Consider the following 17536-nt stretch of genomic DNA (forward strand, 5'->3'; position numbering starts at 1 on the left):
GGCATCGCGGGCAAAAGGGAGAGACCATATTTTCGGTTAAAGATCGGCCCCTTGGTGGGGGCGCTTAGTTACGGCGGCGAGGTTCTGCGTTAGAAGCGGCGGCGGATACATGGCCGAGAATCGATGTCGCCCTCTAGACTGCTAGGAGCTTCATAACTTACATTGCGCAACGGCGCCTCATTCGATTGAATAGTTATTTTTTAGCCGCTTAGGTGCGCGGTAACAGGAAGGCCAGTTTTGGTGTCACCTTGTGTTGGTTGCGATAAAGCCACCAGAGGGCTCGCTTTCGGCCAGGTAGACGTCTGGCTTACTGACCTGGATCAAATTGGCGCGAACGAACTGCGGAACTACGGGTCCATAATGAGCTCCGACGAGCGCGCCCGATGGGTACGGTTCGATGTGCCGCAGCCGAAGCTGCAGCACGTAGTCGCGAGAGCGCCGCTGCGGACAACTTTATCTCGTTATGCCAACGTTAAGCCAGAGGACTGGAAGTTTGATACGAATACCTATGGACGACCGCATATTACTTCGCCCACGTCTGCGCTCGATCTTCGATTCAACTTGTCTCACACAGAGGGGCTTGTAGTTCTCGCCGTCGCAAGGGATTCTGATGTTGGGGTCGACGTCGAGAAAGTGTCGCGGAATGTCGATATCGCACAAATCGCGCCCATGGTATTTGCGCCCGCTGAGGTCGTGGCGCTTGAGAGCAGTACGAAATCAAACCGCCGAGATATGTTTTTTGCTCTTTGGACTCTTGAGGAGGCATACATCAAGGCCCGTGGCATGGAGCTCTCGCTAACGCTTGATAGCTTCGCTTTCGATCTCTCGGGTAAACGACCCTGTGTGATTTTCAATGACGACTGCCGAGACGACCCCGCATGTTGGTCGTTCGAGCGTTACTTTCCGACCGCGACGCACGCCTTGGCGGTGGCAGTGGCAGTACCTCGACACGAGTTGAATGTGCAACTGAATTGGACAGTTCCATGAGTTCGCTCGCATGTCCCGGGCCAGTAAGTGTGGTCCTTGACAGAGCCGGTTTCCTCATGGCTCAACGAGCGGCAGTTAATTTGCCGGGAGGGCTTGATGCATCGGCTTCGCCTGCGGGACGCCCGGGGCTGGCCATGTGGAGATTCTCAAGCTATGGCTCGCAAAGAGCGATTGATCGTCGAAAGTAATGGAGATTGTCGCTAATGTGCAGTTCGCACGAAGAGCATTCGCTACAAGCAAGTCCAAAGTACCAAGATACGCCTTCGACTGATTCGAACCAAACTCTTCTGGTAGGTATGCCCCAACTTTCGTATGGAGGCCTTTCGGAAAACTGGTTGCTCAAGGAGTGCGGTCACCGTCACTGGCTGGCTTTAGCTAGTTTGTTCGGCCAACCCACTCCGGATTTCCAAGATCGACATGGGCATAAGCTGTACGCCGCGTTTGTCGCTTGTCGCGTCGTAGATGCTCAATTGGGTACAATTCACGAGAACGAAAAGATAAGCCTTGCAACGAGTCTCGACCAAATTTCACGCAGCCAACATCTGAGCCGACACGTTATCCGTCATAACGACAAAGCAGTCGCGCACGTAGAGATGGTATCAGCATTCCTGCGGCGCACCATTCCCGGTCGCAACAGTCGGATTCAACGTGGATACGTTGTTGGTGAACAGAGCAATTTAGTGACAGTTGGGCTGTCAATAAGTGATCTTCCAAGTACCGCCCATCAATTGCGTCTGGGTAAATGGGAGGAGTATCTCGGCTTTTCGCATGCAATTTCGGACGATTTAAAGCGATTTTCTTATCTGCCATGCCCGCACACGGACTTCAACGGCGCGGCCTTTCTCTATTTTGCTAGTTTTCAAAGCATTATTGATCGAGCCGAGTGGGAGTGGAATCATCAGCCGGATGCCATTGCGCATACTCAGAGAAGAGATCTATTTTTCTATAGCAATCTAGATCTTGGCGAGAAGGTAACGGTTATTTTGCGTGGGGGACAGACTTCCACCAACGTAGAGCGGACGTTCCGTCACTGGTGTCAGATTATTGCGGAAAGCGACGGGAGGCTTATGGCTGATGTGTTTACGACTAAGCGTCTTGAGACGGAACCTTCCATGGAACGAACTCTATCGATTTGAATTTCGTCTCGTCTCGCACGGAACTAGAAACAGTGATGTTTCGTCGCCTTTTCTGGGCCAGGGGGGGCCAATTCCACCTCGAAAAACAACTTGTCGTGTCCGGCTCAAAAACACCGTCGGCCGTCAACCCTCGCCGCGCGGCTTCCAACAAATATTTTCCAGATCAAAGCGGTATGAGCTTAACTGGAATCGATTTGAGATTCCCAAATCAGTCGGTTTCTGGTTCACTATGCTGGTTGAGAAGGAGACCAGCATGGATGGGGGGAGCCGTACTTTATCTTCGCAAACTTGTTATGGCGGGAATTGAGGGCGGTATTTCGCGCAATCAAGCTGCAAAGTAGTCTGAGGTCGCGATCAGCACGGGTGACTGGTCGGAAGCGGCGGGTGGAGTAGACCGCAGCATTGCTCCCGGTCAGTTGGGCGGCCACAAGCCGAAGGCGATTTCGGGGAGCATGCGCCGTGGTTATCGCAGCGGATCAAAACCGGCGATTTCGCCCCCGAGCTCGTTGCCAAGCTCGATGGGCGCGGACTGAAGGTCGACTACCGCTCGGTGTGGGAGTTCCTCTCTTGCTGCGAAGCTCAGCCTCGAAAAATGCGTGGTGGTTGGGGAACGTGATTGTCCCGGCGTGGCGCTCCGGTTTGTTCTCGGAACCCTGCGTGATCCTCGCTATCAATGCAGTGCCACCGATGCTGGCTTGTCCCCCACGCTATGGCGTAATGTTTCCGGTGTCTCTCAATTGCGCCGCGGCGGCGATAAATCCGCTCTCGGCTGTACGAAAGCGGCCAGCGTTGAATGCGAAATTCCTACGACCGAACTCGAGCCCCAGTGCCTTGTAGCTTTGTCCACTACGACGCAGCGATTGCCTAAAGTCGGTTGCGCCACTTGGACCGCCTTTCATCATCATTATCGAAAAATGGTTGTCACTTGCGGTCCTCTGACCCGGTGTGGGTGCCACAAAACTCATGAACACGGAATATCCGTCCACCGCGTTACCGCGCACCAGAACAAAATAGTCATCGTGCAGGTCTTGCACGATGCCGCCGCCAGTCTGAGCCATGCTGGAAAGATAATTGCCCCTTCCCCACTTCTCAACGATCTTGCAGCGGACGCTGGCGAACACGGTATCGCGGACTTTCGTTTCGCCTTCATCTTTGCCAATCGGCTTGCCGCAAAAGTATAGATTGGTCTCAAGAAGCAGGTCGATCGTCACGTTCACTCGGCCGTAGGCGTCGAAGCCTATCGTATTTCCTTGTTCGATTTCGCCGGCTTCCTCAAGTGCGATGGTCTGCTGAAGAGCGACGTCAGTTCTGACGTAAAGTTTTTCAGGATCGGCAAACACCGCCGATGGCAACGGGCTTCGGAGTTGAGCATCGTACCAGTCGAACATTATGCCATAGAACGCGCTCGGCGTGTAGCTGTCTCCAAGAGCTGCTTTTAGCCACGGCTGGTAGTTGGCGCGCGTGATCTGATTCGGGGGGGCATCCATGAGTTATTGAATCTCCAGCAACTGAAAAGATCAAATGCCGACGTGTACTCTGCCTTCAACTTTGTGTTCGCGCAATCCCTTGAGACTAAGGCGTCCGAAGATGGTCTACTGTAGGTGAGAGTCTGTCCCTGGTCGTCGCGGCAAGACGCGCTTGTCCGCGACGATGGCTCTTTGCTGCCGAGCCCAGGCGGCAGGTGTTGCGGACCCAAGCGGAACATTCTCCATCGAAGACGGGCGGGCCCGCGATCGCATTGAACGCTGCGGAGCGGCACAGGACGTGATCTGTGGCTATCTCGCCTGGCTGAAGAGTCCCAACGATGAAAGAGGTCGCCCCCGGCCGCGACAGTAATATTCCCGATCCAGAGAAGCGATCGCGCACGCTACTCGGTCATCGACTCATCTTTGGGATTGAAGCCGACGTCCCGGGGCCGGACTGAGGGTGAGATCTGCAAGGCTGAGGGCGGCAAGCCCTATTCGGTCGCGCTGTGGCGCGACTCGACGGAACGGGTGAAGGTAGAGGGCTGCCTGATTAAACTGCTCTGCTCGACCCAGTCTAAGCAACAGGTCTGTGACGTCATGGCAGGCCAGTTCGTTGGACCCACCGGTGATCTCAACGGTGCCCACGCGGACAAGGAGTGGGCAGCGCAGGCTGCGCCCCAAAGCGTCCGTACCAAGTCCGGTAGTAGACCCGGGCGATCTCAACGCGCTCCGTCCGCTCTCCGAACGCAACTCGGCGAGGACAAGGCCAGATAAGGCTCCAAAAATCCTTCCGAACGCGAAGCAAGCGAGGTCACCGGCTTGGGATGATCTGATTACACTTCGTGAGACTTGGCCGCGGTTGTCCGTCTGTTTCCGCTCCAATCCGCCGAGTGGTTGGGGGTAATTCTGTGGAACCGCTAGCGTACAAATCAGTCAACCGGTTGATAATAAAGCGATATCTTGCGTTGATTCGCGGACACTCTCTCCGCCAGCTGCACGATTTTCTACGCCAAACTGCGCTATGGCGGGCCTTCGATAGGCGGCGTCCGCTCGTTGCATGGCGGAACTCGAACGTTCGGCTTGGGGCGAGCCAATTCCCGTCCTTTAACGGAAGGCTCAACTTCTCCTCGATCCAGACGGTCTTCCCCCAAGGTCGCCAACGGGATCGGATCATCCCGCACAACCTCATTGGAGTGGACCGAGCAGCCCCGGCCGTTTGGCACACGTCGGCGGGAGAAATCCAGGAGGTGAACTTCGCGATGCTCGCTCAAGCTCAGAGCGGTCTTGGCCGAACCGCGCGGCGTCGATGGGGCGAAAGCTGGCAGAGAGTCATCTTGTAGGTGCCCTTCGGCAGACTGCGCAGGGTTGCGCTCCCGTGGCTCTCCGTTTTTCCATGCCGAGGATGACAGTCTTCAGGATATTTCGCTCACACGACGCATCTTCAGACGTCCAGCACTTCCTGGACTGCCTCAAATATGTCGTCTGCCGTCCCTTCGATCTTGCAATCAGCCCAGGCTTGGTAAGCCTTGGCATAAACCAACTTTTCGGCGCCTGGATCGATCATCGAGACCATCTCATCTCTGGATTCGCTCAGAGTAAGGGCTTTCACCTCCATGGCAATCGCAGTGATGAACCTCACGCGGCCTTCGTGCTCGTCGAAAACATTCGCGGTCATGAGCGCTTCTCCGTATGACGGTCGGCTTGGCGACTCCTGCTAATGCCGCACGCCGAAATGATCGGTGCTGGCCTATTTGTGAAGTTGCGAGCTACGACCGCGGCTGTTGCGGTTGTTCCTTTGGCCGCTCGCTCTTGCATGCGAAACAGACCGAACGTGCAACTTGAGTTCCGTTGATGGCTAACCGTTCGTGGACGTGAGGGGTCCTCATCGTACATGACTCGCAATATGCCTGCGGCAATCGCAACGCAATTTCTCTTGAAGAGTCCACGAATCGCCCCCTGTCCCCACAACCTTCACTTCTCTCTTCCTTGAGGCGACTTTGAAGATGACCTCCGCGAGGAGTCGTACGCTATCGTACTGACTTTGTATGTGGTGATCCTTCGGCAACACGAAACATGGAGGCTGTAGATCACCGCGGCGGCCATAGCTTTCCAATCGTCTTGAAAGTTGAACGCATCCGAGACTGTTCAACTATTCGGAGATGCGCTCCGGGCCGGTCGGGCCGGCCCACGACCCCGTGGCGGCGGCGAGCCCGCGCAGAACGGCCGGAATTAACGGTAGCTGCTTGTGAGCGTCGAGCGCATCGGCGCAGCGGCTGCCGTGCTTCAGATCCCCGCGCGGATCAGTCCTCGTAGCTGTCGATGACCGCGTCAGCGATCGTACGCTTGGTGACGATGCCGACGATGTCATTCACCCGCGGGCGGGAGCCGCCCTGGAAGACGATGGCGGCACCGGCGCCGTGGCGCTTGAGTCTCGCAAACACCAGGCTCAGGAGGTCCTGATCGCGACAAATGACCATCCGCCGTTCGGCAAAGGTTTCGACAAACAGGTCAGGGTTGGTTTGAGATTCCATCCACAGACCCGAACGCGGCGGAATCAGCCCCACGATCCGGCCATCCCGCTCGACGACGATGGCTCGAGCGTCATCGGTATCTTCCGCGGGCAAGGCTTGCTTCAGCGTTGTGCCGGCCCTGGCTACGATAAAGCGACGCTCCATGATGTCTTGCGCCTGCTTAACCAGGTAAAGATTGATATGCCGCTCCTTGGGGATACGGTGGCCGCGATGACGCAGCTTGACCGTGTAGATCGTCTCATTGACGAGCGCGCGCCTTACGCCGGCAGCCAGCGCCACCGCGACGATCACCGGCACAATGATCGCGTAGTCACGCGTCATCTCGAACACCATGACGATGGCCGTCATCACGCCGCCGGTTCCCGCGCCGACCATGGCCGCCATTCCAACGATAGCGGCCGAGGACGGCGTCAGCCCGGAATGAGGCAAGATCGAACTGGTCCCGGTCGCAAATGCCGCGCCAAGAGTGGCGCCAAGATAGAGCGAGGGAGAGAAGATCCCGCCTGAGGCCCCGCAGCCAAGGCTGACGGTGGTGGCGAGCAGCTTCAGCGCGAATAGCAGCGCAAGAAGACCCGTCGCGGTCATCTTGTGGTCTAGGATGTCCTGAATGACCGAATAGCCAACCCCATCGACGTAGGAATGGCCGAACGCGTGACTGAGTCCCACCATCATCAGGCCGATCACAGCCATGCCCACGATGTTCTGGACGTACTCGTTTCCGGACAGTTTCGGAAATCCATCCTCCATGAAAACGAGCAGCCGAATGAACGACCAGGCTGCTGCGCCGCACAGCACTCCAAGCAGGACGAACGCAACCGCCTCCTGCGGATTGAACGACGCAACCATGGGAAATTGAACGTCCGGCACCGCAAAGGCCGGGTCCGGGCCGATGAGAATTCGCCCGATCGTCGTCGCAGCGCCCGTCGCCACGACGACGGGAAGGAAGGTGCGGTTCGACACTTCCGGCAGGAGAATTTCGAGGGCGAACAGCACACCGCCAAGCGGCGTGTTGAACGTTGCGGCGATGCCCGCGCCGGCGCCCGCGGACAACAGCGTTATCTTCTGCCGCGTGGAGAGTCCGATGAATTGAGAGAAGGCCGAACCAAGCGCCGAGCCGATCTGGATGATCGGCCCCTCGCGCCCGACGGCGGCGCCGCTACCGATCGATATTGCGGAGGCCAGCGCCTTGATCACGGCGACCGTGCCGCGGATATTGCCGCGCTTGTAGAAGATCGCATCCATCACTTCGGGGACGCCGTGTCCCTTTGCTTCGGGAGCAAAGCGCCTCACGAGAAAAACGACAATCAGGCCCCCGACCATCGGGGACAACAGAACGAAGTCGCCAAAGCGGCTGGGACCCTCGCTGATATTGGCGTCGTAAACGAAACTGAGTCTGCCATTGTAAGAGACGTTGTGCACGAAGCCGATCAGGGCGCGGAACACAACCGCGCCTAGTCCAGTCATCACCCCGATAACCAAGGCGAGGCCACAAAGAACGAGCAGGCTCACCCGCCGTTCCTCCAGCAGCGATTTGCGGCCGCCGGCTGCGATCGCTTTGATATTGTCGGAAGTCAGTCCTGTGGGCATCCGGGTCACACGAAATGGCTCAAGGTGGGGATCGCAAGATACGGACTGGTCGGCCATAAAAGCGTTCCGGACGCCGTCCGCACTGGGCAACAGGGACTTGGACGGCTTTGACGCAGAGTGCAGCGTCAGGGCAAGTGCTAATCGATCGCCCTTCTGCTGAACAATGGCCAACTATACTGCGGAAGTTCCAAGGAATCTGTGATGTCACGCCCGATAGCGAGCCTGGCCAGGCCGGGAAGAGCAAACGCTTTGACCACCAAGTTGCGGAATCGCAGCCCGAACTCTGTCTTCGGTGCAAAAGCACCGGCAAAGCGCTCGGCTCCACGCTGCTTGGCATTGATGTAGCTTCGCAACAATGTTTCGTATCTCCGAAATGCGAGTTGATACTGCCCGTCTGCAGCTGCGAGTTCACCGGCAAGGACGTAAGCCGAGATCATTGCCAGCGCCGAGCCCTGCCCGGCCAGCAGCGAGACGCAGAATGCCGCGTCTCCCACCAGCGCGATGCGGCCGTGGGACCAGTTTTGCATCTGGATCTGACTGACGCTGTCGAAATAGAGCGACTCAGTTTGCTCGAGTTCGGCCAGAATCTTGCAGCATTCCCAGCCATCGTGCCGATAGAGGTCGTCGAGGAGCGCCTTCTGGGCATCCATCGTGGTGGGCAACTCCTCTCTCGTCGAAAGGAAAACAAACAGAAACAGCGTGCGATCGTCGCGCAACGTGAAACGACCGAGCATCCGGCCCGGTCGTCCGTACATCAGATAAATATCCTCGTCGCGAGGGCGATAGCCGCGCGCCTCGAACGCCGCGACGGCATAGCCCAGGTGCTTTTCGAACCTGGATTGCGGTCCGAAGGCGAGTGCGCGCGTACGCGAATGCAATCCGTCCGCGCCAATCACGAGATCGAATCGTCGTTCACGCTCGCGCTCGAACCGGACCCGGACGCAATCCGCCTGCTCTTCCAAGGCGACGATCGTATCGCCGAAGATGCTTTCGACCTGTCCCTGTGATCTCTCAAACAGCAGCCGGGAAAGGTCGCTTCGTTGGAGCGTCACATAGCGCCCGGCAGTCAATTCCGAGAATATCGCTGCGCCGAATCCGGCAACGGACCGGCCCCCGCCGTCTACAATGCGCATCTCCCGCATATGATAACCGACGCGATTGATGTCGCCGAGCAGACCCATGCGCTCCGCGAGATCATAGCCAAGCCCCCAAAAGTCGATGACATAGCCACCTTGGCGCAAGGCCGGGGCCCGCTCAACGAGCGTCGGCTCGAAATCGGCCGCCTTCAACCAATATGCGAGCGCAGGCCCTGCGATCCCGGCGCCGGAAATCAAGGCGGTTCTCATGAGGTGGACCAACTTCGCTGATCGAGCGTCCTGTTGCACGTTGGTAACGCATGGACAAATTTTACAGGCTATCAGCAACAGCGCTTATAGGATGCAAAGTGGAATAGTCGGTACGCTATCGTACGCAGTACAGCGGAGCTTGGTGTGGTTGGCCGCTCCTGGCTCTGTTCTTCGATGGATCATCGAGATGGAGCAGCAGCGGCGCGCTGGCGGTGGCACGGGCGACCATGCCGCTCGTGTTCTACGACAAGGCGGCGTCTGCCAAAGCGTCGGCGCAGATCGCGTTGCCGCTCAATCTGCTGTCGGCCGTCTGGGCGCCTGTCCTGGCTGCGCTGCTCACCAGCTATGGCGGCAACGCGTCGCCGGGGTGACCTTCGCTTGCTCCTCCGTCGCCCCGCTCATGCTGTTGCTGCTTCGCCGGCGGCGACCGGCGCATGTCATGGCCGGCACGTGGTCCGAGCCCCCTCATCGGTGACGGGACGCAATTCCGAAACAGCGGGGCTCGTGCGGCTCGAATGCTCTAAAACCAGCACTGTGGCGCGTGTCGCGCGCCCTCTCCTGTAGTGCCCTCGCCCAGAAATGCCCCCCGTCATCGCCGATCCCTCCCTCCTGCGCGTCCTGATCGTCCTCGCCGTCACGCAGCTCATCGCCTGGGGCACGCTCAGCCTGCCGGCGGTGATCGGCCGGGCCATGGCGGCGGATCTGGAGATGGAGCTGACGGCGGTCTTCGCCAGCACGACGGTGCTGTACATGTCGATGGGGCTGTGCTCGCCGCTGCTGGCGCGGCCGTTCGTCAAGCATGGCGGCCGGCGGGTGATGATCGCGGGCACCCTGCTGGCGGCGCCCGGCTATGCACTGCTGTCGGCTGCGCAGGGCCCGCTCACTTATTATGCCGCCTGGCTGCTGCTCGGCGTGGCCGGCAGCGCCACGCTCTCGACCGCCTCCTACATCGTGCTCAACGAGATCGCCGGCCTGCGTGCGCGCAGCGCCATCGGGGCGTTGATGCTGGTCACGGGCCTGTCGAGCAGCATCTTCTGGCCGGTCACCTCGGCGCTCTCGGCACATATCGGCTGGCGCAGCACCTGTCTCGTCTATGCCGGCCTGCTGCTCTTGATCTCGCTGCCGCTGTTCGTGTTCCTGCTGCCGCGGCGCGTCCGCGATCATCTGCCGCCGTCCTCGGATGCGGCAGCGTCCGCCCCCGCATCGACGCCGACGCGTAGCACCTTCTATCTGCTGGTCGGCGCCTCCGGCCTCAACGCCTTCGTCGCGTTCGGGATGGGAGCGGTGCTGATCGAACTGCTGAAGGCCGAAGGCCTCTCGGCGGCCGAGGCGGTCGGGTTCGGCTCGATGCTGGGCGTGATCCAGATCAGCGCCCGCGCCATCGATTTTCTCGGCGGCGGCCGCTGGGACGGCATCAGCACCGCGATCGTCGCCGGCCTGGCGCTGCCGGTGGCGATGCTGCTGCTGATGCTGAGCGACGGCTCACACGCGGCGATCGGCGGCTTCATCCTGATCTACGGCCTCGGCAGCGGCGCGCTCGCCGTGGCGCGGGCCACGATGCCGCTGGTGTTCTACGACAAGGCCGCGTTCGCCAAGGCGTCCGCCCAGATCGGACTGCCGCTCAACCTGCTGTCGGCGGTGTCGGCGCCCATCCTGGTCGAGCTCCTGACCCGCTACGGCAGCAACGCGCCGCTGGCGCTGAGCCTGGCCTGCTCCTGCGCGGCCGTGGTCATCCTGCTGCTGCTGCGGCGGCGCCGTCCGATGCGCGCGGCGGTCTCGTCCTGAGGCGTTCGACTGAGTCGCCCGTCGGGCCGGTCATGGGCTCGGCGGGAGCGCCGAACCAGTCCGCATCCGTCCTGCGCCAAAACACGAAGTTCATCCGTTGCTCCAACGAGATCGCCGCAGCCACGGCCGCCTGCACAAATTTTGTTCTTTCGTTTTATCGGAATTTATGGCTCTCTATCGCCGTCCCGCCTCATCGACGAGGGGCGCTGCGCATCGTCAGGAGCGTTGGGGTGGGATGTGATGGACGGGCGGGCGCCGACTGACGAGCGGCGCCGGCACGGACGGTCAAGTCGCATGGTCCTGGCATCCCGACGCTGATGCCTGCGTGGCGCCTTTGGCGCGTCGTCGCAAACGGGGGCAAGAACGCCGGTCCCCGGGGAGAGTGCGAAGCAGCCGTAACACCATTGCGCAGGGAAGGCCGGGCAAACCCGGCTGAACCTGTGGTTCCTGCCCCGTGCATTCCTTTCCGCACGGGGGCCGCAGGAATCAGCCGATGCCTGGTCTTCCCTGCGCCCTCGATGACGTGAGGGCTTCGCTGCACAAAGCTCGGGCGCCTGACGCGTCGCGACGACGAAACTCCGTGGGAACTCGACACCTGACCCACCGGAACTGGCAGGGAACCGGCCGTCCCCTTGGACGATACCTCTGATATCGCATGTTAATTCGAGCGATCGCCACCTCGGGTCGCGTTGGTTGTTCTCTGGCATGGGTTCGCGTGAGTGGACATGATTCGTCCAAAAACTAATTAGTTCGCCGGTGTTCGGGCGGCACGGATAGCAAACCATTAATGTACGGTTGGTATCGTGCATACAGTCCACGCAACGAGAACCAGAAAATGCGACACCTGACTGTCTATCAGCGTCTCGCGGCGATCATCGCCGTGATGTCGATCGCACTGTTCGCCGTCTCCGCCATGCAGATCATGATGCTGCGCGGAACCGTTCTCGAGGAGCGGCAGACCATGGTCCGGAACCTCGTCGAGTCCGCCGTCAAGGTGCTGAGCTATTATGACGCCGCGGCGACCGCCGGCAAGATGGCGCCGGAGCAGGCGCGGCAGCAGGCCTATGCCGCGATCGGCGCCATGCGATGGGGACAATACAACGACTATCTCGGCGTCTACGGAACAGGATCGTCGGATGCGGGCGTGACCTATGTCCACGCCAACCCGAAATACATCAACGTCAACCGCTGGGACTTCAAGGATTCCACCGGCAAGCTCCTGATCCAGGACATCGTCCGCATGGCGCGCGCCGGCGGTGGATTCGTCGAGTACAAGGTGCCGCGTGCCGGGGGCACGACCGAGCTGCCGAAGATGTCCTATGTCGGCGCCTATGGCAGCGGAGACAAGATGCTGGCGATCCAGGCTGGCGTGTATGTCGACGACGTCGATGCGGTCGTCTATCAGCGCGCGATGTGGGCCGGCTTCGGCGCGCTTGCCGGTCTGCTGGTCGCCGCGATCGTCGCCTTCTGGCTCGGACGCAGCGTCGTCGTTCCGCTCGACCGCACCTGCGCCGTGATGGACGAGCTGAGCAAGGGCAATCTGAGCTTCGAGGTGCCGTTCACCGACCGCCGGAACGAGATCGGCCGCATGGCGCGCAGCCTGCAGATCTTCAAGGAGCATCTCGCTGAGAGCGAGCGGCTCCGGGCCGAGCAGGAGCAGTCCAAGCAGCAGGCCGCCGAGGAGCGCCGTACGGTGCTGGTGCGGATCGCCGACGAGTTCGAGCGCTCGATCGGGGGCGTGATCCAGACCACCGCGACCGCCGCCGGCGAGCTGCAGACCTCGGCACAGTCGATGTCGAGCATCGTCTCCGGCACCACCGACCAGAGCGCGAAGGTGGCCGCGGCCGCGGAGCAGACCGCCAGGAACGTGCAGACGGTGTCGGCCTCCGCCGAGCAACTGTCGTCATCGATCCAGGAGATCGCCAAGCAGGTTACGCAGTCGTCGTCGATCGCCCAGAACGCGGTCGGGCAGGCGACGCGGACGGAGGCGATGGTCGACCGGCTGGTCCACGCCTCGCAGAAGATCGGCGAGGTCATGGCGCTGATCCAGACCATCGCCGGCCAGACCAACCTGCTGGCGCTGAACGCCACCATCGAATCGGCGCGTGCCGGCGAGGCCGGCAAGGGCTTCGCGGTGGTCGCCAACGAGGTCAAGGCGCTGTCGGCGCAGACCGCCAAGGCGACCGAGGAGATCACCAGCCAGATCGAAGCCATCCGCGACGCCACCGGCTCCACCGTCAACGCCATCCGCGAGATCGGCGCGACCATCGGCCAGATGAACGAGATCACCGACGCGATCGCGGCCGCGGTTGAGGAGCAGGGCGCGGCGACGAAGGAAATCGCCCGCAGCGTGCAGCAGGCGGCGCAGGGCACGCAGGGGGTCATGCAGCACATCGTCGGCGTGCGCGAGGCATCCGGCCAGGTCGGCGCCGCGGCGGCGCAGGTGCTGAGCGCAGCCTCCCAGCTCGGCAGTCAGTCGGATCAGCTCAAGACCCAGACCGGACGATTCCTCGGCAACGTCCGCGCGGCGTGACGCCGGCGGCGGATGGTGACAGCTCACCCTCCGCCGATCGCCACGAGACGGTCGAGCAGTGCGGCCTGGGCCGGATTGATCCGGACCCTCGCCTCGGCGAGGTCGAACCAGGCGGCGCGGTCGACCTCGGGAAAACGCTGGATACGGCCGCTGCGCGGCGGCCATTCGAGCTCGAATGCGTTGCTGGTGATGCCGGCGGCATCGAGATCGGTCTCGGCGGCGAATGCCTCGACCACCTTGCCGCCGCGCTGCTTGATCTCGCCGAGCGGGACGAGCGGCACCGTCAGCGCGGTGCCAAGCTCCTCGGCGAATTCGCGCCGCGCCACCGCCTCGGCCGCCTCGTCGGCGCCGAACTCGCCCTTCGGGATCGACCAGGCGCCCGCATCCTTGTTGCGCCAGAACGGTCCGCCGGGATGCACCAGCAGTACTTCCAATCCGTCGGCGGTCCTGCGAAACGCGAGCACGCCCGCGCTGCGCGCCGGCATGCCGCTACGCCTCGCCGGTGCGCTGGATGAGGTCGCGCTCCCAGCCGAACACCGAGCGGCCGTCGAGCTCGGGCGAGGCGGCGCGCTCGGTCGCGATGAAGGCGTCGAGCGAGGGGCCGGTCGCGCTGCGCTCAAGCCGGCGCGCCTGGTCGTCGAGCCGCTTCAGCGCCGACAGCGCCTCGTCGCGGCCGAGCCTGGCGTTGCCGACGGCGGATTTGAGCACGCGGATGGTCTCGTCATAGACCTTGATCGGCACCGGATAGGGATGCCGGTCCTTGCCGCCATGCGCCAGCGAGAACCGCGCCGGATCGCTGAATCGATAGGGCGCGCCGTGCACGACCTCGGCGACCATGGCGAGCGAGCGCACGGTGCGGGCGCCGACGCCCGGCGTCAGCAGCAGGTCGGGAAAGTCGACCGGACCGCGCTCGGCTGCGGCCGCGAGCGTGCCGTGCAGCCGGCGGGCGAACACGTCCTTCGGCCTGACGTCGTGATGCGCAGGCATGACCAGATGCGGCAGGACGCCCTGCGCCGGCTCCGGCGTGCTCAGCCGTTCGAACTCGGTGACGACGCGGTCGGGGCCAAGCTCGGTGAGCAGTTCGAGCTGGGCGTTGCGCGACGGCGCGGCGCGCTTGTCGGTGAGGTTGACGATTTCGCCCTGGACGGGACCATCGATGGCGCTGTGTGGCGCGTCGACGAAGCTCGCAAGCTCGCGCGAGTGCCAATGGTAGCGCCGGGCCTGGCGGGTGCCGCCATTCATGCCCTGCTGCACCACGGTCCATTTGCCGTCCGCAGTGACGAAGAAGCCGTGCAGATAGAGGTCGAAGCCGTCCTGCACCGCGGCGCTGTCGACCTTGGCGACCAGCTTGCTGGTCCGCACCAGCTCCTCGCCGTCGAGGCCGAGCCGGTCGCTAAGCAGGCGCAACTCGTCGGGCGTCTTGCGCGAGTGTTCGCCGCGGCCGCCGCAGACGTAGATGCCGAGCTCGCCGGACAGCGGCTTCAGTCCGCGCTTCAGCGCGCCGATCACGCTGGTGGTGATGCCGGAGGAATGCCAGTCCATGCCCATCACGGCGCCGAACGACTGGAACCAGAACGGATGCGACATCCGCGCCAGGAATTCGTCGCGGCCGTAATGATGCACGATCGCCTGGGTGATGATGGCGCCAAGCGAGGCCATGCGCATGCCGAGCCAGGCCGGCACGCGTCCGGAATGGAGCGGAAGATCGGCGCTGCCGGTACGTCGGGCCATCGGAACCTTGCAGAGGAGGCGTGTCGCACCAATCTAACAGAAGGCGCGCCGATGCGCGATCGATCCGATATCGGGCGGACTTTGGCGTTAGCCGGTCTGCCCGAGATGGGCGATCCAGTTCCTGAACAGCGTCTGTGCAGCGCTTTCGGCGGCGAGGTCAGGCCGCAACGTCAACCCCGGAAGCTCGGCCGCCAGCGTCGGGTCGCGCCTTTCCTTGGCCCGCCACTCGAACGCGTTGAGCACCGCCTCGCTCTCGGCGCTGAAGTAGGATTTCGGCAGCCGCGGATAGTCGTCGCGCTGACCGGCGAGAAACCGCGCGATGTCGCGCATGTATTCGCGCTGTAGGGAGAGCGCGTCATATTCGGGATGGCCCTGGAAGAACACGAACCGGCTTGGCATCGAGCGCGCGAAGATGTCGACGCCGACCTCGTCAGACCGGGTCAGGATGTCGTAGCCGCGCTCCGCCAGCAGCGGCTCGTTGACGGCGTTGAGGCGGGAGTGCGGCACTTGGAGCGGCAAATGGATGCCGTGCGTGAGCCAGTCGTCCTGGACCTTCTCGCAGTCGAAGATGCCGGAGCATTTGCTCGCCAGCCGCTGCCGCTCGATGTCGTCGAGATGCAGCACGGCCGCGTGGGCCGCGAGACAGGACCAGATCGTCGAGCGGGTGTTGGTTCTGGCCCAGTCGATGACCGAGGTGAGGTCCGACCAATAAGGCTCGTCGCGCAAGGCCGCCGCGACGGGCTCGGCGCCGGTCACGATCAGGCCGTCGATGCCGAGCCGGTCGAGCGACCCGATGTCGGCGTAGGACTGGGCGACGTGGTGCCTCGCCGCCTGCGAGCGCATGATGGAGGGCAGCGAGAAGCAGTGCAGGCGGATGCGGACGTGCCGCGGCGCGCACTGTTGCAGCAGGCGGGCGATCTGGAGATCGGTCGCCTTCAAGGCGCTGTCCGGCATGTTGTTGACGAGGCCGATCGAAAGCTCGATCGGGCGCCGGCCCCGGTCGTCGAACTCGGCGGGCGCGAGGGCAGGGCTCGCGATCCTGCGATGTCGGTCGAACAGCAGGGTCATCGGCTGATCGCTCTACTCCGCCGCATCCAATTGACGCGGGCGAGGGCAGGCCTGGGCGAGCGCCTGGTCGAGATCCTCGATGATGTCGCTGACATGCTCGATGCCGATCGACAGCCGGATCGTCTCGGGAAGGACGCCCGCCTTGCGCTGGTCGTCCGGCGGCATCTGCCGATGCGTGGTCGATGCGGGATGGCAGGCCAGCGACTTCGCATCGCCGATATTGACCAGCCGCGTGACCAGCTTCAGGGCGTCGTAGAACGCCTTGCCGGCCTCCATGCCGCCGTTGATCCCGAACGTGAACAGCGACGACGCGCGACCGTCGAGATATTTCTGGACCAGCGGGTAATAGCGGCTGTCGGCGAAGCCGGTGTAGTTGACCCATGCCACGCGCGGATCGTTGCGGAGGAATTCGGCGACCTTGCGCGCATTCTCGACGTGACGCTCCATGCGCAGCGCGACGGTCTCGATGCCCTGCAGCAGCAGGAAGGCATTGAACGGCGACAGCACCGCGCCCATCGTGCGCTGATAGACGCTGCGCGCGCGCTGGATATAGGCGCTGCGGCCGAAATGATCAGTGTAGACCATTCCGTGATAGGACGCGTCGGGCTGCGTGAAGGCGGGAAAGCGGTCGGCGTGATCCTTCCAGGGGAAGTTGCCGCTGTCGACCAGCATGCCGCCCAGGGTCGTGCCGTGACCGCCGAGAAACTTGGTCAGCGAATGCACCGCGATGTCGGCGCCGTAGTCGAACGGCCGCAGCAGGATCGGCGTTGCGACGGTGTTGTCGACGATCAGTGGCACGCCGTTGCGATGAGCGACCTTCGCCAACGCTTCGATGTCGCAGACATTGCCGGCGGGGTTGCCGATCGTTTCGGCAAACACGGCCTTGGTGTTGTCATCGATGAGACGCTCGATGGCGTCGGGCGCATCGCTGTCGGCAAAGCGTCCAGTGATGCCCTGGCGCGGCAGGATGTGACCGAGCAGCGTGTGCGTGGTGCCGTAGAGCTGCGGCACCGAGATGATGTTGCCGCCGCCATCGGCGAGGTTGACGAATGCAAAGTGGAGCGCCGCCTGTCCGGTGCCGACGGCGAGCGCGCCGACGCCGCCCTCGAGCTCGCTGACGCGCTTCTCGAGCACCGCCGTGGTCGGATTGGAGATCCGGCTGTAGCGATAGCCCTCGGCTTCGAGATTGAACAGCGCGGCGCCGTGGTCGGCGCTGTCGAAGGCGTAGGCGGCGGTCTGATAGATCGGAACCGCGACGGCCTTGGTGGTCGCCTCCGGCTCATAGCCGGCGTGGATTGCAATCGTCTCGTTGCGCATCGGCGATCTCCACGCTCGCTTCGATCAATGCGGCGAGCTGCTCGTATTC

At 62.2% G+C, this 17536-nt stretch carries 12 protein-coding genes and 1 pseudogene; 5 read left to right on the top strand and 8 right to left on the bottom strand.

The window, feature by feature from the left end:
- Window positions 1-240 precede the first annotated feature (240 nt).
- Together QX010_RS10605 and QX010_RS10610 are read left to right on the top strand one after the other, a co-directional pair.
- A complete protein-coding gene (locus tag QX010_RS10605; RefSeq protein WP_410051939.1) occupies window positions 241-987 on the top strand; it encodes a 4'-phosphopantetheinyl transferase family protein in 747 nt (248 codons plus the stop codon).
- A gap of 203 nt (window positions 988-1190) precedes the next feature.
- Window positions 1191-2123 (top strand): Pnap_2097 family protein, encoded by a 933-nt coding sequence (locus tag QX010_RS10610; RefSeq protein WP_316179315.1) that lies wholly within the window; start codon window positions 1191-1193, stop codon window positions 2121-2123.
- Between the two features lie 707 nt (window positions 2124-2830).
- Here the strand turns inward: QX010_RS10610 and QX010_RS10615 are convergent.
- From QX010_RS10615 to QX010_RS10630, 4 genes are all read right to left on the bottom strand, one after another.
- The gene (locus QX010_RS10615) at window positions 2831-3610 is read right to left on the bottom strand and encodes a hypothetical protein (RefSeq protein ID WP_316179317.1); all 780 of its coding nucleotides are present in this window, start codon (window positions 3608-3610) and stop codon (window positions 2831-2833) included.
- A gap of 1420 nt (window positions 3611-5030) precedes the next feature.
- Window positions 5031-5264, bottom strand: coding sequence for a hypothetical protein (locus QX010_RS10620; protein WP_316179318.1), 234 nt, complete (start codon window positions 5262-5264; stop codon window positions 5031-5033).
- Window positions 5265-5889: 625 nt separating this feature from the next.
- A complete protein-coding gene (locus QX010_RS10625; protein WP_316179320.1) occupies window positions 5890-7764 on the bottom strand; it encodes a chloride channel protein in 1875 nt (624 codons plus the stop codon).
- Between the two features lie 80 nt (window positions 7765-7844).
- Window positions 7845-9041: an FAD-binding domain gene (locus tag QX010_RS10630; RefSeq protein ID WP_316179322.1), complete on the bottom strand. Its 1197-nt coding sequence runs from the start codon at window positions 9039-9041 to the stop codon at window positions 7845-7847.
- A gap of 209 nt (window positions 9042-9250) precedes the next feature.
- On the opposite strand from QX010_RS10630, the pseudogene QX010_RS10635 reads away from it, so the two are divergent.
- From QX010_RS10635 to QX010_RS10645, 3 genes and pseudogenes are all read left to right on the top strand, one after another.
- Window positions 9251-9528: pseudogene (locus QX010_RS10635) on the top strand (MFS transporter); the annotation flags it as partial.
- 104 nt (window positions 9529-9632) lie between these two features.
- Window positions 9633-10838 (top strand): MFS transporter, encoded by a 1206-nt coding sequence (locus tag QX010_RS10640; protein WP_316179324.1) that lies wholly within the window; start codon window positions 9633-9635, stop codon window positions 10836-10838.
- 835 nt (window positions 10839-11673) lie between these two features.
- A complete protein-coding gene (locus QX010_RS10645) occupies window positions 11674-13371 on the top strand; it encodes a methyl-accepting chemotaxis protein (protein WP_315801701.1) in 1698 nt (565 codons plus the stop codon).
- Between the two features lie 23 nt (window positions 13372-13394).
- Here the strand turns inward: QX010_RS10645 and QX010_RS10650 are convergent, their stop codons facing one another.
- The 4 genes from QX010_RS10650 to QX010_RS10665 form a co-directional block, all read right to left on the bottom strand.
- Window positions 13395-13856 carry an NUDIX domain-containing protein gene (locus tag QX010_RS10650; RefSeq protein ID WP_316179326.1) on the bottom strand — a complete coding sequence of 154 codons (462 nt, stop codon included), beginning with the start codon at window positions 13854-13856 and terminating at the stop codon, window positions 13395-13397.
- A 4-nt stretch (window positions 13857-13860) separates the two neighbouring features.
- Window positions 13861-15102, bottom strand: coding sequence for a DUF763 domain-containing protein (locus tag QX010_RS10655; RefSeq protein ID WP_316179328.1), 1242 nt, complete (start codon window positions 15100-15102; stop codon window positions 13861-13863).
- Between the two features lie 87 nt (window positions 15103-15189).
- Entirely contained in the window at window positions 15190-16170 is a 981-nt protein-coding gene (locus QX010_RS10660) for a homoserine O-succinyltransferase (RefSeq protein ID WP_315801698.1), read from the bottom strand.
- A 12-nt stretch (window positions 16171-16182) separates the two neighbouring features.
- Window positions 16183-17487 (bottom strand): O-acetylhomoserine aminocarboxypropyltransferase/cysteine synthase family protein, encoded by a 1305-nt coding sequence (locus QX010_RS10665; protein ID WP_316179330.1) that lies wholly within the window; start codon window positions 17485-17487, stop codon window positions 16183-16185.
- Window positions 17488-17536 lie beyond the last annotated feature (49 nt).

Source organism: Bradyrhizobium sp. SZCCHNRI1009 (genome assembly GCF_032487575.1).
Lineage (GTDB): Bacteria > Pseudomonadota > Alphaproteobacteria > Rhizobiales > Xanthobacteraceae > Bradyrhizobium.